This window comes from Microbacterium gallinarum (genome assembly GCF_014837165.1).
In the GTDB taxonomy this organism is placed as follows: Bacteria; Actinomycetota; Actinomycetes; order Actinomycetales; family Microbacteriaceae; genus Microbacterium; species Microbacterium gallinarum.
This window is the reverse complement of sequence record NZ_JACSPM010000003.1, coordinates 150,785-171,521: the sequence shown is the minus strand read 5'-3', so window position 1 is coordinate 171,521 and position 20,737 is coordinate 150,785. Positions and strand designations below refer to the sequence as shown.

Sequence of the window (20,737 nt, the reverse complement as noted above, 5' to 3'; positions counted from 1 at the left end):
ATCGCGTGTCAGAGGCTCTCGGCGACGTACTCGGTGAGGTCGACGAGACGGTTCGAGTAGCCCCACTCGTTGTCGTACCAAGCCGAGACCTTGACCAGGTTGCCGCTGACGTTGGTCAGCTCCGCGTCGAAGATCGACGAGTGCGGGTTGCCCTGGATGTCGCTCGAGACGATCGGGTCCTCGGTGTACTGCAGGTAGCCGGCCAGACGGCCGTCGGCGGCAGCGGCCTTGTACGCCTCGTTCACCTTCTCGGCCGTGAGGCCCTCGGTGGGCGTGACGATCGTGAGGTCGACGATCGAGCCGGTGGGAACCGGCACGCGGTACGACGAACCGCTCAGCTTGCCGTTGAGCTCGGGGAGCACGCGGCCGATGGCCTTCGCGGCGCCGGTCGATGCGGGGACGATGTTGATCGCTGCACCGCGCGCGCGACGCAGGTCGCTGTGCGGGCCGTCCTGGAGGTTCTGGTCGGCGGTGTACGCGTGGGCGGTCATCATGAAGCCGCGCTCGATGCCGAAGGCGTCGTTGAAGACCTGCGCGAGGGGCGCGAGGCAGTTGGTGGTGCACGAGGCGTTCGAGATGATGACGTGGTTCTCGGGGTCGTAGTCGCCTTCGTTGACACCCATGACCACAGTCACGTCGTCACCAGTGGCCGGAGCCGAGATGAGGACCTTCTTCGCGCCGCCCGCAATGTGCTTCTTGGCGTCCTCCGCCTTGGTGAAGCGGCCGGTCGACTCGATGACGATGTCGACGCCCAGGTCGCCCCAGGGGAGGTTGGCGGGGTCGCGCTCTTCGAAGACCTTGATGGTCTTGTCGCCCACGGTGATCGAGTCCGCGGTGTACGAGACGTCCTCGGACAGCACGCCGCCCACCGAGTCGTACTTGAGCAGGTGCGCAAGGGTCTTGTTGTCGGTGAGGTCGTTCACCGCCACGATTTCAAGGTCCGCGCCCTGCGCGAGAGCCGCGCGGAGGTAGTTGCGTCCGATGCGGCCGAAGCCGTTGATGCCGATCTTGACAGTCACGGAGTTTCTCCTGAGGTGTCGTGCGCGAGTGCGCAGTTGGTGCGAAATGCAGACAGAGGACAACGGCGTCCCGGCGGGCGGTCCCGACGGGACGCCGCGCCTGCTATGACAGTACCAGCAGGCCCGAGGTCTTCTGCCGGGCGGCGTCGAGGCGCTGCGCGACGTTCTGCCAGTTGACGATGTTCCATGCCGCCTTGACGTAGTCGGCCTTGACGTTGAGGTAGTCGAGGTAGAAGGCGTGCTCCCACATGTCGAGCTGGAAGACCGGGATCGTGCCCTGCGCGGTGTTGCTCTGCTGGTCGAAGAGCTGCTGGACGATGAGCTGCTCGCCGATCGGGTCCCAGCTCAGCACCGCCCAGCCGGAGCCCTGGATGCCGGTGGCCGCGGCCGTGAAGTGGGCCTGGAACTTGTCGAACCCGCCGAAGAACTCGTCGATCGCCGCACGGAGCTCGCCCTCGGGCTCGCCACCCCCCTCGGGCGAGAGGTTGGTCCAGAAGATCGAGTGGTTGACGTGTCCGCCGAGGTTGAACGCGAGGTCCTTCTCGAGCTTGTTCACGTTCGCGAGGTTGCCCGTCTCGCGGGCCTCCGCCAGCTGCTCGAGCGCGGTGTTCGCCCCGGTGACGTACGCCTGGTGGTGCTTGCTGTGGTGCAGCTCCATGATCTTGCCGCTGATGTGCGGCTCCAGGGCGGCGTAGTCGTAGGGGAGGTCGGGCAAGGTGTACTTCGCCATGTTCTCTTCTTCCTGTCGGCGCGCGCCGAGGCTCCCCGGCGCAGCGAGGGTGACGGGTTCATCCTACTGAGGGCCAACGCGGCGGAGAGGGGGTTGCTTCCCTTCATGACGCGGACTACGGCGAACGTCGCCGATACGATCGCGGCATGACGCGAGCGACGGTGCAGCGATGGGCGGCCTTCTCCGACGATCCCGGCGGCGGCAACCCCGCCGGCGTCGTCCTCGGCGCCGACGACCTCGACGAGACCGGCATGCAGCGGATCGCCGCCGACGTCGGCTACGCCGAGACGGCGTTCGTCATGGGGTCCGGCCGGGAGCGCGGCATCCGCTACTTCTCCCCCGTGGCGGAAGTGCCCTTCTGCGGCCACGCGACCGTGGCGTCGGCGATCGCACTGGCCGGCGAGCTCGGCGACGGCCCCTTCGCCTTCGACACTCCCGTCGGGCGCGTCGACATCGAGACGCGCACGGATGCCGGCGTCCGCACGGCGGCGTTCACGAGCGTCGAGCCGTGGATCGAAGAGCTGCCGGATGCCACGCTCGGCGCCCTGCTCGCCCTGATCGGCCTCGGCCCCGGCGACCTCGACCCGCGGCATCCGCCACGGCTCGCGTTCGCCGGCAACCGGCATCCGCTCCTCGTGCTCGCCGATCTGGGCGCATTCGACTCCCTGACGTTCGATCCCGGCGAGGCGCGCACGCTCATGGATGCCGAGGGCTGGCCCGCGACGATCATCGTGCTGCACGAGCACGGCGCGGGGCGATGGGAGGCGCGCAACATCTTCCCGGTCGGGGTCATCGCCGAGGACCCCGCGACCGGCGCCGCGGCCGCCGCGACCGGCGGCTATCTGCGCGCGATCGGCGCGGTGACGCCGCCGGCACGCGTGCTCATCGAGCAGGGCCGCCACGTCGGGCGACCCGGCCTGCTGACCGTCGACATCCCGGAGTCGGGTGGCATCACCGTGTCGGGCACGGCGGTGCCGATCGGCTGAGGCGCGTCAGTCCTCGATGCCCGCGGGCACCGCGGACTCGGTGCCCGGGAGACCCTCGGCGTCGGCCTTCTTGTCGGCCATCGCGAGCAGTCGGCGGATGCGGCCGGCGACGGCGTCCTTCGTGAGGGGCGGGTCGGCGTGGTGGCCGAGCTCGTCGAGGCTGGCGTCGCGGTGTGCGAGCCGGAGGGCGCCGGCCTCGCGGAGGTGGTCGGGCACCTCGTCGCCGAGGATCTCGAGCGCACGCTCCACGCGGGCGCACGCGGCCACCGCCGCCTGGGCGGAGCGCCGAAGGTTGGCGTCGTCGAAGTTCACGAGGCGGTTGACCCCTGCGCGCACCTCGCGACGCTGGCGGAGCTGATCCCATTCGGCGGCCGCCTTCTCGGCGCCCATCGCCGCCAGGGCGGCACGGATGGCCTCCCCCTCGCGCACGACGACGCGCGGCACGCCGCGCACCTCGCGGGCCTTGCCGGCGATGCCGAGCCGGTGGGCCGCGCCGACGAGGGCCATCGCCGCCTCGGGAGAGGGGCAGGTGATCTCGAGCGCGGCCGAGCGGCCGGGCTCGGACAGCGAGCCGGCCGCGAGGAACGCGCCACGCCAGATGGCTGCGAGGTCGCCGCGCGAGCCGGTGGTGAGCTTGTTGGGCAGTCCGCGGACGGGGCGCCGGCGCTGGTCGAGGAGCCCGGTCTGGCGTGCGAGCGTCTCGCCGCCCTCGATGACCCGGACGGCGTAGTGGCTGCCGCCGCGCGCGCCCGATCCCTGCACATGGACGAGCTCCGGCCGCACGCCGTACAGCTCCATCAGGTCGCGCGCCGTGCGGCGGGCGAGGATGTCGGAGTCGAGCTCCGCCTCGACCGCGACCCGATTCGCGATCGAGTGCAGTCCGCCCGAGAACCGCAGCAGGGAGGTGAGCTCGGCCACCCGGGCCGTGGGGCGCGGGTCGCGCACGTTGATCAGCTCGGCCTTCACGTCAGCGGTCAGCGACACGGGACTCCTCTTCGCAGGGTGGGGGAACGACGGTCCAGCCTACCCGCGCGCCGGACCGTTGGTGGTGGGTCTTACTCTCGCCCGAGGTCGCGATGCTTCACGCGCACCGCGACACCCGGCGCCTCGGCGAGGCGTTCGGCGAGTTCGCGAGCCATGACGACCGAGCGGTGCTTGCCGCCGGTGCAGCCCACCGCGACCACGGAGTGGCGCTTGTTCTCGCGCTGATAGCCGGCCAGGACGGGCTTCAGGGCCGCCGCGTACGCGTCGATGAACTCCTCGGCGCCCGTCTGCGCGAGCACGAACTCGCGCACCTCGTCGTCTTCGCCGGTGAGCGGGCGCATCGTCTCGTTCCAGAACGGGTTCGGCAGGAAGCGCATGTCGGCGACGAGGTCGGCGTCGGGCGGGAGGCCGTACTTGAAGCCGAAGCTCAGGATCGTGAGGATATGGCGGGCGGCGCCGGCGTCGGTGAAGAGGTCGTTCACCTGGGTCGCGAGCTGGTGGATGTTGTACGACGAGGTGTCGATGATGACGTCCGCGCTCTCACGCACGCCCATCAGGCGCTCACGCTCGTGCCGGATGCCGTCGAGGATCGTGCCGTCGCCCTGCAGCGGGTGCGGGCGGCGGACGGCCTCGAACCGCCGCACGAGCACGTCGTCGGCGGCATCCAGGAACAGGAGACGGATCTGACGCCGCTCGCGCAGCGCGCGCATCGCATCCGGCAGGTCGGAGAACAGGTCGCGACCGCGGACGTCGACGACCACCGCGACCTTCGGGAGGACGCCGGCGGCCAGTTCGGTCAGGTCGAGCAGGGGCCTGAGCATCTGCGGCGGGAGGTTGTCGACGACGTACCAGCCGAGGTCTTCCAGGGCGTTGGCGGCGGTCGACCGACCGGCGCCGGACATGCCGGTCACGATCAGCACCTCACCGGCCTGGCGCGCTGCCTCGGTCATGACCACCCCCGTCGTCCACCCCAGCCTATCGAGCGGAGAGGTGGGCATGGATCGACGCGGCCAGCTTCGGGCCGACCCCGGGGAGCTCCTCGATCTGCTCCGGGGTCGCCTCCTTGAGCGCCGCGACCGACCCGAAGTGACGGAGGAGCGCCTTGATCCGGGCGTCGCCGAGCCCGGGCACCTCGGCGAGCACGCTCTGGATGTCGCCACGGCGACGGCGGCGCTGGTGGGTGATCGCGAAGCGGTGCGCCTCGTCTCGCAGCCGCTGCAGGAGGTAGAGCGACTCGGACGTGCGGGGCAGGATCACGGGATACTCCTCCCCCGGCAGCCACACCTCCTCGAGGCGCTTCGCGATGCCGCACAGTGCGATCTCCTCGTGACCTGCGTCTCGCAGCGCGCGGGCCGCTGCCTCGACCTGCGGCTTGCCGCCGTCGACGACGAGCAGCTGCGGGCGATAGGCGAAGCGGGCGCGTCGCCGCTCGGTGACGACCTCGCCGTCGGCGGTGGCATCGGCGGGCGGCGGCACGTCGTCGTCATCGGGACGATCGAGGTAGGCGAGCCGGCGCCGCAGCACCTGGTAGAGCGAGTCGGTGTCGTCCGTGGTCTCCTCGACCTTGAACGAGCGGTACTGGTCTTTGCGCGGCAGGCCGTCTTCGAAGACGACCATCGACGCCACGACGTTCGTGCCGCCGAGGTGCGAGACGTCGAAGCACTCGATGCGCAGCGGGGCCTCGGCGAGGTCGAGCGCCTCCTGCAGGTCGGTGAGCGCCTGCGTGCGGGCGACGTAGTCGCTCGTGCGGCGGGTCTTGTGCAGCATGAGTGCCTGCTGGGCGTTGAGCGTCGCCGTCTTCATGAGCTCCGCCTTGCGCCCGCGCTGGGCGACCTGGATCGTCACCGACTTGCCGCGACGATCGCGCAGCCACTGCTCGAGGTCGTCGGCGTCCTCGGGCATCGCAGGCACGAGCACCTGCCGTGGGATGTCGGCGCCGTCGGCGTTGCCGTACGTGCGCTGCAGCACCTGGTCGACGAGGTCGCCGCCGGTGATGTCGAGCTCCTTCTCGATCGTCGTGGCCCGCACGCCGCGTACGCGTCCGCCTCGGATGACGAAGTGCTGCACGGTCGCGGCCAGCTCGTCTTCCGCGATGCCGAACAGATCGGCATCGGTGTCGGCGGCGAGCACCAGGGCGCTCTTGTTGAGCACCGCATCGATGGCCTGAAGGCGGTCGCGGTAGAGGGCGGCCGCCTCGTAGTCCATCGCCGCCGACGCCTCCTTCATGCGGGCGGTGAGCTCCTTGCGGAACCGCTGGTCGCCGCCCGCCATGAAGGCCACGAAGTCCTCCACGACCGCGCGGTGCTCCTCGATCGTCACCTTCATCGAGCACGGCCCGCCGCAGCGTCCGATCTGCCCCGGGAAGCAGGGCCGCCCGGAAGCCATCGCCTTCTTGTACGACGAGTCGCTGCACGTGCGGATGGGGAAGACCTTGATCATCAGGTCGATCGTGTCGTGGACGGCCCACACCTTCGGGTATGGGCCGAAGTACTTCGCGCCGGGGATGCGCCGATTGCGGGTCACGATGACCCGCGGCGCTTCGTCGCCGAGGGTGATCGCCATGAACGGATAGGACTTGTCGTCGCGGTAGCGCACGTTGAACGGCGGATCGAACTCCTTGATCCACATGTACTCGAGCTGCAACGAGTCGACGTCGCTGGCGACGACCGTCCACTCGACCGACGCCGCCGTGGTCACCATCCGCCGGGTGCGCTCGTGAAGCGTGCGCAGCGGGGCGAAGTAGTTCGACAGGCGGGCACGCAGGTTCTTGGCCTTGCCGACGTACAGCACGCGTCCGTCGGCGTCGCGGAAGCGGTACACACCCGGATTGGTCGGGATCTCGCCCGGCTTGGGCTTGTACGCGACCGTGGGTGCAGATCGTGCCATCGGGGTCAGCCGGCCTTGCGGACCGCCTGCGCCCCGCCCAGGACCTCGGCGAGGAACGCACCGGTGTGGCTGGCCTCGACGCGCGCGACCTGCTCGGGCGTGCCCGTGGCGACGATCTCGCCGCCCCCGGAGCCGCCCTCGGGCCCCAGGTCGATGATCCAGTCGGCGCTCTTGATGACGTCGAGGTTGTGCTCGATCACGATGACCGTGTTGCCCTTGTCGACGAGCCCGCCGAGCACCTCGAGGAGACGACGAACGTCTTCGAAGTGCAGACCCGTGGTCGGCTCGTCGAGCACGTAGATGGAGCGCCCGTTCGAGCGGCGCTGCAGCTCGGTCGCGAGCTTGACGCGCTGCGCCTCGCCGCCCGACAGGGTGGTCGCCGACTGGCCGAGGCGCACGTAGCCGAGGCCCACGTCGACCAGGGTGCGCAGATAGCGGTGGATCGCCTGGATCGGCTCGAAGAACTCGGCCGCCTCGGAGATCGGCATCTCGAGCACCTCGGCGATGTTCTTGCCCTTGTAGTGCACGGCGAGCGTGTCGCGGTTGTACCGCTTGCCGTGGCACACCTCGCAGTCGACGTACACGTCGGGCAGGAAGTTCATCTCGATCTTGATCGTGCCGTCGCCCGAGCACGCCTCGCACCGGCCGCCCTTGACGTTGAAGCTGAAGCGCCCGGGCTGGTAGCCGCGCGCCTTGGCCTCGGGCGTCTCGCTGAAGAGCGTGCGGATCCGGTCGAAGACGCCGGTGTAGGTGGCGGGGTTCGAGCGCGGCGTGCGCCCGATCGGCCCCTGGTCGACGTGCACGACCTTGTCGAGCTCGTCGGTTCCGGTCACGCGCGTGTGCTTGCCTGCGACCCGACGTGCGCCGTTGAGGCGGGTGGCGAGCACTTCGTAGAGGATGTCGTTCACCAGCGACGACTTGCCCGAACCGCTGACACCCGTCACCGCGGTGAGCACCCCGAGCGGGAAGTCGACGGTCACGTTCTTCAGGTTGTTCTCGCGCGCGCCGACGACCGTCACCTTGCGGCTCTTGTCGACCTTGCGACGCTTCTTCGGCGTCGGAACCTCGCGACGGCCCGCGAGGTAGTCGCCGGTGATCGAGTCGCTCTCATTGAGCAGCTGCTCGAGCGGACCGGAGTGAACGACATCGCCGCCGTCGACGCCGGCGCGGGGGCCGATGTCGACGATCCAGTCGGCAGCGTGGATGGTCTCTTCGTCGTGCTCGACGACGATCAGCGTGTTGCCCAGATCGCGCAGCGTGATGAGCGTCTCGATCAGGCGCCGGTTGTCTCGCTGGTGGAGGCCGATCGACGGCTCGTCGAGCACGTACAGCACACCGGTGAGGCCCGAGCCGATCTGCGTGGCGAGCCGGATGCGCTGTGCCTCGCCGCCCGAGAGCGACCCTGCCGAGCGGCTGAGGTTGAGGTAGGTGAGTCCGACCTGGATGAGGAAGTCGAGACGCAGGCGGATCTCGCGCAGCACCTGGGCACCGATCTTCGCCTCACGGTCGGTGAGCTCGAGCCCGGCGAAGAAGGCCTGCGCGTCGGCCAGGCTGAGGCGCGAGGCATCCGCGATCGAATGTCCGTGCACGAGCACCGACAGCACCTCGGGCTTCAGGCGCGCGCCGTCGCACACCGGGCACGGCACCTCGCGGAGGAACTCGGCCCACCGCTGGCGCTGCGTGTCCGTCTCGGCCTGGAGGTACTGGCGCTCGATGTAGGGCACCACGCCTTCGAAGCCCGACGAGTAGCGCATCTCGCGGCCGTAGCGGTTCTTCCACCGCACGGTGACCTTGTAGTTCTCGCCGCGCAGCACCGCCTCGCGCACCTCGGCGCGCAGCTTGCGCCAGGGGGTGTCGAGTGAGAAGTCGAGATCGTTCGCCAAGCCCTCGAGCAGACGCTCGTAGTACTGGAAGAGACCCTTGCCCTGCGTGGTCCACGGGATCAGCACACCCTCACGGATGGACAGATCCTCGTCGCCGACCATGAGGTCGACATCGACCGACATGCGCGTGCCGAGCCCGGAGCAGGCCGGGCAGGCGCCGAACGGCGCGTTGAACGAGAACGTGCGCGGCTCGATCTCGGTGAGCTGCAGCGGGTGCCCGTTCGGGCACGCGAGCTTCTCGGAGAACGACTGCCACGCGTCGTCGCCCTCGCCGTCGACGAAGTTCACCTGCATCACGCCGCCGGCGAGCCCGAGCGCGGTCTCGACCGAGTCGGTGACGCGGCTCAGGATGTCGGGGCTCGCCACGAGGCGGTCGACGACCACCGCGATGTCGTGCTTGTAGCTCTTCTTGAGGGCGGGCGGCTCGGCCAGCTGGATCAGCTCGCCGTCGACGACGGCGCGGGCGTAGCCCTTGGCCGACAGCTCTTTGAAGAGGTCGACGAACTCGCCCTTCTTCTGTGTGACGACGGGCGCGACGATCTGGTACCGCGTGCGCTCGGGCAGCTCCATCAGCTGGTCGGCGATCTGCTGCACCGTCTGGCGCTGGATGACCTCGCCGCACTCGGGACAGTGGGGCACGCCGATGCGCGCCCACAGCAGACGCATGTAGTCGTGGATCTCGGTGATCGTGCCGACCGTCGAGCGCGGGTTGCGGTTGGTCGACTTCTGGTCGATGGAGACGGCGGGGCTGAGGCCCTCGATGAAGTCGACGTCGGGGCGGTCGACCTGACCGAGGAACTGACGGGCGTACGCGCTCAGCGACTCGACGTAGCGGCGCTGCCCCTCGGCGAAGATGGTGTCGAACGCGAGGCTGGACTTGCCGGAGCCGGAAAGGCCCGTGAACACGACGAGGGAGTCGCGCGGGATGTCGAGGTCGACGTTCTTGAGATTGTGGACGCGGGCACCGCGGACGCTGAGCTTTCCGCTGGTGTTTCCGGGCACGGCGACAGGAACGATGGGCACCAGACAAGTTTAGGCGGGGCCTCCGACATCGGACTCGGAGAGCCCCGGTTCCCTGCTTCCTGCCAGACGACGACCGGAGCCGTCGGGTAAGGAGGACGACGGATGCCGCGGGGCATGTGCCCCGCGGCATCCGGCGTGCTATCGCACAGGCGTCAGAGCGCGGCGCCGAGCGTGAACCGGGCTTCCGTGCCGGTCGGAGTGGTGATGACGAACTCCGAGTCCCCGGTGGCTCCCGCGGGAATCGTGAACGTCACCGTCGCCCGCCCGATCTCGTCGAACGTCGACGGGTCGGGGAACGACGGGTCCACCGTGGCCGTCGCCAGCGGCGCGCCGTCGAACGAGACGGTGACCGACCCCGCCTTCGGCTCCGTCGTGCTGAAGTCGAGCGACGAGAGGTTGATCGTCGCCTGGTCGCCCACGACGCTCACGACGTCCACGCCGACCGCGCGCTGAGCGTAGTCGGGTGCTGCGCCGCCGAACTCGGTGAAGTAGTCGACCATCGCCTCGAGGTCGACCTTGCCGCTGTCGGCCTTGTTGGTGCCGAGTCGGAAGCTGACGAAGTTGTCGCCGCCCGACGCGAGGAACGAGTTCGCCCCGACCGAGTAGATCTCGCCGGGCTCGAGCGGCTCTCCGGCGAGGAAGATGTCGACGATGTGCGAGCCCTGCGGCGCGGTCGGGTCGTACGTGTACGAGAGCGCCTCGTTCACCCCGAGCTTCAGGAACGGACGGCTGGCACCGGCCGGCTGCCACTGCTCTTCGAGAACCGCCTTGATCTGCGCTCCCGTCATGTCCAGCGTCACGAGGGTGTTCGCGAAGGACTGCACGTCCGCGGCCTCGCGATAGGTCGTCTCACCGGCGTTGATGTCGGCGCGGAGTCCTCCCGGATTCATGAACGTGATGTCGACGCTGCGGGTGCCGTCCTCGTTGAGCGCCCAGAGCTGCACGTCGGCCACGAAGTTGCCGAGCGTGGACTCGCCGCCGCGGTTCTCGACGAGCGCGGGCTGGCCGTTCACGACGCCGGGCCGCTGTGCGCGGTTGAGGGCGCCGGCCGTGTCACCGATCTCGACGCTTCCGAGCTCGTTCGCGACGGCGGTCGCCTCCGTCACGAGGGGGACGATCGCCGGGTCGGGCTCGGTCAGCCACGCGGTCACCGCGCCCGAGGAGTTGACCTCGGTGGCCATGGTGTAGAGCGTGTTCTCCATGGACGTGATCGACTTCGACTTGCGGTCGTAGGTGATCTCCATGTTGGAGAATCGCTCGCCGTACTGACCGCTCGAGATCACGGGCCGGCCGTCGATCACATGGTTGTACGGAAGGTGCGTGTGGCCGGAGACGATCGCGTCGATGTTGTCGTTCGCGTTGAGCACGATGTGACCGAATCGAGAGTCTGGATCGGTCGCGGACTCGATCGAGGTCGTCGCCGCGCCTTCGTGGACCAGCATGACGACGATGTCGGCCTCGCCGTTGTTGGAGCGGCCATCGCTCAGCTGGTCTGCGACGCGGTTCGCCGCGTCGACCGGGCTCCCGACGGTGATGTCCTCGATGCCGGACGGGCTCACGAGCGACGGCAGCTCGTCGGTGACGGCGCCGACGAAGCCCACCCGGACGCCCTGGAACTTCGCGATCCAGTACTCGGGCAGGGCGGGGTCACCCGACTCCTTGTCGTACACGTTCGCGCCGAGGTACTCCCAATCGGCGAGCGGCATCACCCGGTCGGTCAGGTCCGCGAAGCCCTGGTCGAACTCGTGATTGCCGACCGCGCTCACATCGAGCCCGGCGGCATTCAGCGTCTCGATCGTCGGGACGTCGTCCTGGATGAAGGAGGTGAACGTCGAGGCGCCGATCATGTCGCCGGCGGCGGCGAAGACCGTGTTCGGGTTCTCGGCGCGGATCTGCTTCACCGCCGTCGCCAGTCGCGCGATGCCGGCAGCGGTGCCGGACTGCTCGATGCGACCGTGGAAGTCGTTGACCGTGACCAGGTTGATCTCGACGGACGTGCCGTTCGCTTTGCCCTTGGGGGTGTCAGGGGCCTTCGGTGCCGCGGACGCGGATGCGACCCCGGTGGCGGTGAGGGCGAGAGTGGCGACCGTCGCCGCGAGGGCGAGAGCTCGGCGCCGCGGGACAGACCGGTCTTGGTGGGACCTTATGCGCATGGATGGTTTCCTCTGTGCTGGATCGGAACAACAGTGTCTCCGGCATCGCGGCACGCAGGTTCACCGCTGTCGAGACGCCGTTCCCGAGCCTAAGTTCCCAGCGACCGATCCGACCATCTGAATGAGAAGAAGTTCACGCATCTGTGATGTGGTGTTTCCGCGAGCCCGAGAACGGCGCGAGGGCATCGCGCAGCGACAGGAGGGACGCGGCATCCGTTCCCACTCTCGCCATCACCTTCGAGGGCACCGCCAGCGCGCGTTCGCGCAGCGCGATCCCCTCTGCCGTCAGCCGGACGTCGAGCACCCGCTCATCGCCGTCGCGACGCGACTTCGACACCAGGCCCTGCGACTCGAGACGCTTCACCAGCGGCGAGAGGGTCGCCGGCTCGAGCGCGAGTTCGTCCGCGAGGTCGCGCAGCGACCGGGGTGACCGCTCCCATAGCGTCAGCATCACGAGGTACTGCGGATGGGTGAGCCCGAGAGGCTCGAGGATCGGCCGGTAGATCGCCACCACATTGCGCGCCGCCGTCACCAGAGCGAAGCACACCTGATTGTCGAGCTTGAGCAGCTCGTCGGCGCTCCATGCGGTCTCGGTCACGGCCGGATCCTCCAGGGTCAGATCGTTAGTACACTAATCATATGAGTGATACGGATGCCTCGGCCGAACGACGTCCGCTGCGAGATCGAGTGCGCGAGGCCGGCGGCTGGTACTCCTTCCTCAACACGAGGCTGATCCGGCTGGCGGGTCCTGCTGCCGTCGGTCCGTACGAGACCGCTCCCCCGCCGTCCGCCGCCGAGCGCGCCGAGCGGGCGTGCCCGCTGTGCGGCGCGCCGATCACCCAGCACACCTTCGACCGCAGCGGACCCAAGCCGCTCATGCACTGCCCCTGACCGCGGTCACGCGACCGCGGTGGCCACCCCCGGCTACGCGTGCCCTGCGCGCTCCATCGCCCGCAGCTCCTTCTTCAGGTCTTGCACCTCGTCGCGCAGCCGCGCCGCGAGTTCGAACTTGAGCTCGCCTGCCGCCGACAGCATCTGACTGCTGAGGTCGGCGATGGTCGCCTCGAGCTGCTCGGCTCCTTCGGCCGCGATGCCCTCGCGCCGCAGCTGAGGCGTCGGGGCCTTGCCCTTGCCCGACTTGAGCTTCGCCGACGTCTTGCGCGACAGCATGGCATCGGTGTCGGACGCCTCGCGCGCGAGCGCGTCGGTGATGTCGGCGATCCGCTTGCGCAGCGGCTGCGGATCGATGCCGTTCGCGGTGTTGTACGCGATCTGCTTGTCGCGCCGGCGGTCGGTCTCTTCGATGGCGTTGCGCATCGAGTCGGTCACCGTGTCGGCGTACATGTGCACCTCGCCGGAGACGTTGCGCGCCGCACGCCCGATCGTCTGGATGAGCGACGTGCCGCTGCGCAGGAATCCCTCTTTGTCGGCGTCGAGGATCGACACCAGGGACACCTCGGGAAGATCGAGTCCCTCACGCAGCAGGTTGATGCCCACGAGCACGTCGTACACTCCCGCTCGAAGCTCGCTGAGCAGCTCGACCCGGCGCAGGGTGTCGACGTCGGAGTGCAGGTAGCGCACGCGGACACCGTGCTCACCGAGGAAGTCGGTGAGCTCTTCGGCCATCTTCTTGGTCAGCGTCGTGACCAGGACGCGCTCGTCTCGCGATGCACGCTGCCGGATCTCTTCGAGCAGGTCGTCGATCTGCCCCTTCGACGGCTTCACCACGATGTGCGGGTCGACGAGGCCGGTCGGGCGGATGATCTGCTCGACGACGCCGTCGGCGATCCCCATCTCGTAGCGACCGGGCGTGGCCGACAGGTACACCGTCTGGCCCACGCGCTCCTTGAACTCGTCGAACCGCAGCGGGCGGTTGTCGAGCGCGCTCGGAAGCCGGAACCCATGCTCGACGAGAGTGCGCTTGCGTGAGGCATCCCCCTCGTACATCGCCCCGATCTGCGGAACCGTCACGTGCGACTCGTCGATCACCATGAGGAAGTCGTCGGGGAAGAAGTCGAGCAGCGTGTGCGGCGGCTCGCCCGGCAGGCGCCCGTCGAGGTGCCGGGAGTAGTTCTCGATGCCCGAGCAGAACCCGAGCTGCTGAAGCATCTCGAGGTCGAACGTGGTGCGCATGCGCAGGCGCTGGGCTTCGAGGAGCTTGTTCTGCGACTCGAGCTCCTTCAGTCGGTGCTCGAGCTCGTGCTCGATCGTTCCGATGGCCCGCTGCACCGTCTCGGTGCCCGCCGCATAGTGGGTCGCCGGAAAGATCGGCACCGCGTCGAGCCGCTGGATGACGTCGCCCGTGAGCGGGTGCAGCATGTAGATCGCCTCGATCTCATCGCCGAACAGCTCGATGCGAACGGCGAACTCCTCGTAGACAGGGATGATCTCGATCGTGTCGCCGCGCACACGGAAGTTGCCGCGCGAGAAGTCCACGTCGTTGCGGTTGTACTGCATCGCGATGAACTTGCGGATGAGCGCGTCGCGGTCGTAGCGCTCGCCCACCTGCAGGGCCACCATCGCCCGCAGGTACTCCTCGGGCGAGCCGAGTCCGTAGATGCACGACACGGTGCTGACCACGACCACGTCGCGGCGGCTGAGCAGCGAGTTGGTCGTCGAGTGCCGCAGGCGCTCGACCTCGGCGTTGATGGAGGAGTCCTTCTCGATGAAGGTGTCCGTCTGCGGGACGTACGCCTCGGGCTGGTAGTAGTCGTAGTAGCTGACGAAGTACTCGACCGCGTTGTTCGGCATGAGCTCGCGGAACTCGTTGGCCAGCTGCGCTGCCAGCGTCTTGTTGTGCGCGAGCACGAGCGTGGGCCGCTGCACCTGCTCGATCAGCCAGGCGGTCGTCGCCGACTTGCCGGTGCCGGTCGCACCGAGCAGCACGACGTCGGTCTCTCCGGCGTTGATGCGGGCGGCGAGGTCGGCGATCGCCTGCGGCTGGTCGCCGGACGGCTCATACTCGCTGATGACCTCGAATGGGCGCACGGAACGTGTGGCTTGCACTGTTCCAGCGTAGGCGGACCCTCCGACACCCGGGCCGGCGTTCGCGCCCGGCGGACCGACTCAGAATCCTCCGCCGCCGTCGCCTCCCCCGAAGCCCCCGCCGTCGAACCCTCCGCCGAAGCCCCCGCCGTCGAATCCCCCGCCTCCGTAGTCGCCCGAGAAGCCCCCGCCGTCCGAGGCCGACGACGCTCCCGGATCGTAGGTGTCGCCGACCCACGACGGTTCCGATGCGATCGCCAGCGACCCCGCCCCCGACGAGAAGTAGGTCACCACGACAGCGGACAGCAGGAAGTTCTGCGAGACGACAGCGGCGACGCCGCTGCTCGTCAGCAGCGCCCGCGGGTCGACGTCGTCGCGGCCGTCGCGCTCCGCATCCGACGCAGCGCTCTGTGCGCGCTCGGCGCGGCGCTCCTCCGCTCGGCGGAACAGTCTCGCGAGCACCGTCGGGTCGTCGGTCGCGGCATCCTGCTCCGCATCCGACAGGAAGGGGCGGAGCTGCTCGAACATCGCGCGCCGCTCGTCGGCCGGAAGATCGCGGAACGCGGCCGCGTGCGCCTTCTCGATGACGGACGCCGGCAGCGTGTTGAGCAGGTACACGTACCTGCCCATCCGCTCCTCGTCGCTCAGCGCCGCGTACCGCCTCTTGCGCCGGAATCTCGAGAGCATGCCCATGAGCCACCTCCGCGTGTGGTGTCAGGGTACGCCGCCGGCGGCGCCGGCCCTAGTCCTGCGACCGCGCAGCCGCGCGCGCGGCGAGGCGCTCGGGCAGCGTCGCCCACAGCTCGTCCACCTGGCGGACGGTGTCCTCGAGCGACCCGGTGGTGTCGATCACGGCGTCGGCGATCGCCAGGCGCGTCTCGTCGGGCACCTGCGAGGCGATGCGGGCGGCGGCGTCGGCCTCGCTCATGCCGCGCAGCTCGACCAGCCGGTCCTGCCGGATGCCGGCCGGCGCGTGGGCGACCACGATGAGCTCCCACGGGTCGTCCACCCTCGCCTCGACGAGCAGCGGGACGTCGTAGACGACGACCGCCGACGGATCGGCCTCGCGCGCCTCGGCGAAACGGTGCGCAGACTCGGCCCGCACCGCGGGGTGCACGATCGCGTTCAACCGCGTCACGGCCGCGCCGTCGCCGAACACCCGGCCCGCGAGCGCCGCGCGATCCAGCGCGCCGTCGGGCTGAAGCACCCCCTCGCCGAACTCCTCCGCGATCGCTGCGAGCACCGGCGAGCCCGGCTGCTGGACGTCGCGGACGATCTGATCGGCGTCGACGACGACGGCACCGAGTTCGGCGAGGCGTCGCGCGATGGTGGACTTCCCCGACGCGATCCCGCCGGTGAGGGCAATGAGGGGCATGCAACGAGGATGCCATGTGCGCGTGAACCTTGGGCGCTCTTGAGGTCGCACTGAGGGTGGCTTGAGCGCACGCGAGTAGCGTCAGGGCAACCCGAAAGAAGACCGGCTTCGTGGGGGTCTCTGGGGAGGTTGGGACGTGGCCTACCGACGCAGCATTGCGACGCAGGCTCGATGCCCAGCCACCCACCTGTCCGTCTCCGAGATGAGGCGGGGTGACGGGGCCGGGACTCGGTGCGGTGGGGTGGCGATCGTGGGGGCGATCGCCACCCCCATCCGCGCCGCACGGCGGAGTACACGGTGCAGATCATGAGCGCCGACGCGCCGCGCCTGTTCCAGCACGCGTTCTGGGATATCCTGACCGACGTCCGCGAGACGGCGCTCGTCTCGCTGACACCGGAGGATGAATCGGTGGAAGATCAGCGCGTGGCCGTCGTCATCGAGGACGAGGAAGACATCCGCTCGCTCTTGTCCGCGGTGCTCGCACAGGCCGGTTTCGAGGTGCACGGGGCCGGCAACGGCCAGGATGGACTCGACCTCGTCGTCGAGCACCAGCCCCTCGTGACCACTCTCGACGTGAACATGCCGGGGATGGACGGCTTCGAGACCGCGAAGCGCATCCGCTCCATCAGCACGACGTACATCGTGATGCTCAGCGCCCGCACCGAGGAGATCGACGCTCTCCAGGGTCTCGAGGCCGGTGCCGACGACTACGTCGCCAAGCCGTTCCGCCCTCGCGAGCTGCGAGCCCGCATCGACGCGATGCTGCGTCGGCCGAGGCATCATGTCGCCGCCGCCGCGCCGGCGGTGGAGGCATCCGACAACTCCCGAGCCTGGCTCGAGCACCAGGGACTCCGGCTCAACCCCGACATGCGCATCGTCATGGTCGACGGCGACGACCTCGAGCTCACGCGCAGCGAGTTCGACATCCTGGCCGACCTCCTCGCCGCCGGGCGGCGGGTGCGCGGAAAGTCCGACCTCGCGCTCATGCTGCGCGGCGAGCAGTTCACCGGCGTCGAGTTCGTCAGCGACAGCGACGCCCGGGCGATCGAGGTGCACGTGGCCAACCTGCGGCGCAAGCTCGGCGAGTCGCCCACGAACCCGCGCTGGATCGAGACCGTGCGCGGCGTCGGGTACCGACTGACCGCGTCGTGAGCCTGCCTCTTCGTCACGCGGGGTCCACGACCCTGGCCTCGTGACCCGGAGCGGATGCCGCTAGTCGGCCTCTCCGACGAGGACCGACGACTCCACGCTGGCGGCCGCCCGGCTCGCCGCCTCGCGTGCGACACGGAGGAGCGCCAGCGCGTCGTGACCGGTGACGTCGCTCAGCGCGACGCCGACGCCGACGACCGGGATCACTCCCCCGCCGACCTTGCCGAGGTCGTCGAACAGTCCGCGATAGATCGCGCCGGCCTGACGACGCGCGTCGAGATCGGTGTCGACGAGCACGCCGACCACGAGGCCCGTCGCACCGTCTTCGCCGACGAGCGCATTGGAGGGCGCATGGCGGCGCACGCCGGTGCGCCAGGTCTGGGTGACGGCCAGCGCGACCTCGCTGCCGAACGCCGTCGAGATCTGGTCGAGGTCGTCGACCCGCACCGCGATCACGCCAACGAGCTCCGAGCGTGCGGCGGCCCGCTCGCACAGGCCGACCAGCGCGGCGTCGAACAGATCGCGTGACAGGATGCCGCCCTGCGCCGAGACGAGCGTGCCCGGGCGCAGGAAGCCGCGCATCGGTGCACGGGTCGCGCGGAGCACCGATGTCACGACCACCGCGACGATCGTGAGCACGATGGTGAGGAAGCTCGTCGGGATGGTGCCGAACGCGCTCTCGAAGAGCGTGCTCTCGGGACCGGCGGCGAGGAACGCCGTGGTGCGCGAGACGTAGTAGAGCGACTCGATGCCGAGCACGATCGCCAGCACCCATGCGGTGCGCGACTCCAGCAGCGCGCCGCGCACGCACTCGGTCGCTCCCGCGCCGGCGAAGAGCAGCAGCGCCACGAACATCCACACGGCCCCTGCCCAGTCGCCGCCTTCCGGCCCCTGGATCACCACCGTCGCGCCCGCCCCGACGACCCCTACGGCGACGAGCCAGGACGACCAGGTCATCCGCCGCCCGTTGAAGCGGCGGCATCCGAGCCACATGCATCCGGTGCCGGCGACGAAGGCGGCGTTGCCGACGGCGATCGCCCACCACCCGCCGACGCTCTGCGCCCACACCGTGTACGCGAGGGTGGTGAGCATGGCCGCGAGGAAGCCGAGCGCCCAGATGCGGCCGGCGCCCTCGTCTCGGCGCAGCAGCGTCTCGACGATGAACAGGATGCCGCTCACGTTGACGACGAGCGCCGTCATGATCACGACGGTGACCAGTTGCAGGGTCATTGCGGGGTTCCTTCCGGAGCCGTGGCGGGAAGCTTCACGATGAACGTCGAGCCGACGCCGGGCGAGCTGTGCAGGCCGAGCTCGCCGCCGTGGGCGCGCACGATGTCGCGGGTGATGGCCAGACCCAGCCCCGTCCCGCTGCGACGCTCGGCGCCCGCCTTGTAGAACCGCTGGAAGAGCCGTGCGCGGTCGGCTTCGGTGATGCCGACCCCGGTGTCGCGCACGAGGATCCAGGTCGACGTCCCGTCGGTGGTCGTGCCGAGGAACACCGTCCCGCCGTCCTTGTTGTAGGCGATCGCGTTCGAGATCAGGTTGTCCACGACCTGGCGCAGGCGCATCGGGTCGGCCCACGCCCGGGCCGGCTCGAGCCCCGAGGTGTCGATCGTGATGGCGCGCCCCGCCGCTCGCGGTGTCAGGGCCTCGCCGGCGGCGCGGACGGTGTCGCGCACGTCCAGCAGCTGCGCGGAGAGAGATGCCTCGACCGACGCCGGCGACGAGCTCGACGCAGCCAGGATGTCGGCCACGATGCGCAGCAGGCGCTCGGCGTTGCGCTCGGCGATGTCGAGGTTGGATCGCACATGGTCGGGCAGACCGGGCTCTTCGATCGCGAGGTCGAGGTACCCGAGGATCGAGGTGAGGGGCGTGCGCAGCTCGTGCGACACCGAGGCGACCAGTTCGTCGCGCGCCCGCAGCGCCTCCAGCTCGGACGTGACGTCGCGCGAGATGACGACCGCGCCGGTGTCTTCCCCGCTCGGGTCGATCAGGCGTCGCGCGCTGATGCTCAGCGCCTGGCGCGGCCCGGGCTCCTCGCCGAACCACACCACCTGGCCGTCGAACGCCTCGCCCCGCAGCGCGCGCTCGACGGGCAGCTCGTCGGCGGGAAGCCGCGTCTCACCGTCGTCACGGAACACAGGCGTCTCGGCCCGCTCGTCGCCCTGGATCGCCTGCTGCAGACGCGAGTTCGCTTCGTTGGTCACAGCGATCCTGCCATCGGAGTCGATGCGGATCACGCCGAAGTCGACGGCGTCGAGCACTTCGGTGACGACCTGCTCCTGCCGACGCGACTGCTCCAGCACGCGGCGCAGCAGCTGCGACTGCTTCGCCAAGAGGGTGCGCTGGGCGTCGGATCGCCGGGCGGTCAGGTGGCTGGTGGCGGCGACGGCGACCAGCACGAGCGGCAGCAGCAGCGAGGTGAAGGTGAGCTCGCGGGTCGTGAGCGCCGTCAGCACGCCGATGATCGCGGCCACCGCCACGATGACGGCGAACAGCCCGAGCATGCCGAAACCAGCCGCCAGCCACATCGTCGGGAAGATCCAGAGCAACCCCATCGCGGTGTCGGGTGCGGCGAGCACCATGAAGGTGATCGCGACGATGTCGATGGCGGGGACGACGGCGACCCACCCGAACCTCAGGCGGTTCCACGGCACGACGAGTGTCGCGCCGGTCACCACGAACACGACCACGACGCCCAGGAAGAACAGCGCGAGATCGACGTCCGGCGGTGTGAAGGCGACGAGCACGGCGAGCACGAACACCACCGACGACAGCAGCAGCTGGTTCAGCGTCGCCGCGCGGTCCGTCGTGCGGTCGGCGAAGTCCGCGCGCAACCATGTCGCCCGCGCCCGCCCGACGTGGGCCGCCGAGGGATGCGACGCGCGAGGAGCTCCGTCACCTGTCGCGGCGTCCATATGGCGAAACTAACGGATGCCGCGCCCCGGCGTGAGCGGGGCTCGCGACGCAGGCGCGAACCGACGCCCGCAATCTCCGCCATCGAGGCTCGCCGCCCCGTCTCAGCCCACGCGTGCCGCCGCTTCGCTCAGCCAGCGCGCGTGCAGCAGCCACGGGTCGTCGACGCCGGCGGCGAGCTCGGCGATGTGCGCCTCGAGGGCGGACGACCGGTGGAACCACTCGGTGCGGGGATAGCGATCGACCGCGAACTGCTCGTGGCGTCGGCGTTCGACGGTGCGGTCGCCGCGCTCGAACGCGAGCAGCTCGTCGTGCCAGATGGCCGCCAGTCGCTGCCGCGGGCTCGCCGACGTGCCGATCTTGATGCGGTCGTCGTAGCGGATGTAGTAGACGACGTCGACCCGCGGCGGAGGCAGCTCGTGGTCGACGAGCTCGCCGTACCGCCACTCGCACACCGCGCACAGCCAGCCCGACGGGTAGCGCACCCCGAGACGCGATCCGCAGAGCGCGCACGGCGACGGCAGCACATCCGTGACTCCGTGGCCGCTCTGCCCCCACTCGGTCGCCACCGCCAGATGCCATTCGCACAGTGCGATCGGACTGCCGGGCGGCACCTGGCCGCGGCATCCGCTCTTCATCAGACAGCTG

At 69.6% G+C, this 20,737-nt stretch carries 17 protein-coding genes; 3 read left to right on the top strand and 14 right to left on the bottom strand.

Annotated elements, in window-relative coordinates; all coding sequences use genetic code 11:
• Positions 1-8: 8 nt before the first annotated feature.
• Positions 9-1,019, bottom strand: a complete 1,011-nt coding sequence (gene gap, locus H9622_RS10325) for a type I glyceraldehyde-3-phosphate dehydrogenase (protein ID WP_191766314.1) — start codon at positions 1,017-1,019, stop codon at positions 9-11.
• Positions 1,020-1,122: 103 nt separating this feature from the next.
• Entirely contained in the window at positions 1,123-1,749 is a 627-nt protein-coding gene (locus tag H9622_RS10320) for a superoxide dismutase (RefSeq protein WP_191766313.1), read from the bottom strand.
• A 146-nt stretch (positions 1,750-1,895) separates the two neighbouring features.
• Between H9622_RS10320 and H9622_RS10315 the strand changes: the two genes are divergently transcribed.
• A complete protein-coding gene (locus tag H9622_RS10315) occupies positions 1,896-2,735 on the top strand; it encodes a PhzF family phenazine biosynthesis protein (RefSeq protein WP_191766312.1) in 840 nt (279 codons plus the stop codon).
• A gap of 6 nt (positions 2,736-2,741) precedes the next feature.
• Here H9622_RS10315 and whiA read toward each other — a convergent pair whose 3' ends face one another.
• From whiA to H9622_RS10285, 6 genes are all read right to left on the bottom strand, one after another.
• Complete coding sequence (whiA, locus tag H9622_RS10310) at positions 2,742-3,719, bottom strand: DNA-binding protein WhiA (protein WP_191766311.1); 978 nt, start codon at positions 3,717-3,719, stop codon at positions 2,742-2,744.
• A 71-nt stretch (positions 3,720-3,790) separates the two neighbouring features.
• On the bottom strand, positions 3,791-4,669 hold the full coding sequence (gene rapZ / locus H9622_RS10305; protein ID WP_191766310.1) for an RNase adapter RapZ: 879 nt from the start codon (positions 4,667-4,669) through the stop codon (positions 3,791-3,793).
• Between the two features lie 25 nt (positions 4,670-4,694).
• On the bottom strand, positions 4,695-6,605 hold the full coding sequence (gene uvrC, locus H9622_RS10300; RefSeq protein WP_191766309.1) for an excinuclease ABC subunit UvrC: 1,911 nt from the start codon (positions 6,603-6,605) through the stop codon (positions 4,695-4,697).
• Between the two features lie 5 nt (positions 6,606-6,610).
• Positions 6,611-9,511, bottom strand: coding sequence for an excinuclease ABC subunit UvrA (gene uvrA, locus H9622_RS10295; protein WP_191766308.1), 2,901 nt, complete (start codon positions 9,509-9,511; stop codon positions 6,611-6,613).
• Positions 9,512-9,663: 152 nt separating this feature from the next.
• A complete protein-coding gene (locus H9622_RS10290; protein ID WP_191766307.1) occupies positions 9,664-11,664 on the bottom strand; it encodes a bifunctional metallophosphatase/5'-nucleotidase in 2,001 nt (666 codons plus the stop codon).
• A 133-nt stretch (positions 11,665-11,797) separates the two neighbouring features.
• Positions 11,798-12,262: a MarR family winged helix-turn-helix transcriptional regulator gene (locus H9622_RS10285; RefSeq protein WP_318247084.1), complete on the bottom strand. Its 465-nt coding sequence runs from the start codon at positions 12,260-12,262 to the stop codon at positions 11,798-11,800.
• 41 nt (positions 12,263-12,303) lie between these two features.
• Here H9622_RS10285 and H9622_RS10280 point away from each other — a divergent pair, with 41 nt between their 5' ends.
• The gene (locus tag H9622_RS10280; protein ID WP_191766306.1) at positions 12,304-12,555 is read left to right on the top strand and encodes a hypothetical protein; all 252 of its coding nucleotides are present in this window, start codon (positions 12,304-12,306) and stop codon (positions 12,553-12,555) included.
• Between the two features lie 33 nt (positions 12,556-12,588).
• Here the strand turns inward: H9622_RS10280 and uvrB are convergent, their stop codons facing one another.
• Genes uvrB through coaE form a run of 3 tightly spaced genes read right to left on the bottom strand, consistent with a single transcriptional unit; the run spans position 12,589 to position 16,024 of the window.
• Entirely contained in the window at positions 12,589-14,670 is a 2,082-nt protein-coding gene (gene uvrB, locus H9622_RS10275) for an excinuclease ABC subunit UvrB (RefSeq protein WP_191766305.1), read from the bottom strand.
• A 60-nt stretch (positions 14,671-14,730) separates the two neighbouring features.
• Positions 14,731-15,336: a hypothetical protein gene (locus H9622_RS10270; RefSeq protein ID WP_191766304.1), complete on the bottom strand. Its 606-nt coding sequence runs from the start codon at positions 15,334-15,336 to the stop codon at positions 14,731-14,733.
• 55 nt (positions 15,337-15,391) lie between these two features.
• Positions 15,392-16,024 carry a dephospho-CoA kinase gene (coaE, locus tag H9622_RS10265; RefSeq protein WP_191766303.1) on the bottom strand — a complete coding sequence of 211 codons (633 nt, stop codon included), beginning with the start codon at positions 16,022-16,024 and terminating at the stop codon, positions 15,392-15,394.
• 306 nt (positions 16,025-16,330) lie between these two features.
• On the opposite strand from coaE, the gene H9622_RS10260 reads away from it, so the two are divergent.
• Entirely contained in the window at positions 16,331-17,176 is an 846-nt protein-coding gene (locus H9622_RS10260) for a response regulator transcription factor (protein WP_191766302.1), read from the top strand.
• A gap of 60 nt (positions 17,177-17,236) precedes the next feature.
• On the opposite strand, the gene H9622_RS10255 is transcribed toward H9622_RS10260, so the two are convergent.
• The 3 genes from H9622_RS10255 to H9622_RS10245 form a co-directional block, all read right to left on the bottom strand.
• Complete coding sequence (locus H9622_RS10255) at positions 17,237-18,403, bottom strand: hypothetical protein (protein ID WP_191766301.1); 1,167 nt, start codon at positions 18,401-18,403, stop codon at positions 17,237-17,239.
• On the bottom strand, positions 18,400-20,091 hold the full coding sequence (locus tag H9622_RS10250; RefSeq protein WP_191766300.1) for a sensor histidine kinase: 1,692 nt from the start codon (positions 20,089-20,091) through the stop codon (positions 18,400-18,402). The genes H9622_RS10255 and H9622_RS10250 overlap by 4 nt, the downstream gene beginning before the upstream one ends.
• A 102-nt stretch (positions 20,092-20,193) precedes the next feature.
• Entirely contained in the window at positions 20,194-20,727 is a 534-nt protein-coding gene (locus tag H9622_RS10245; protein ID WP_191766597.1) for a GIY-YIG nuclease family protein, read from the bottom strand.
• Between the last annotated feature and the right edge of the window lie 10 nt (positions 20,728-20,737).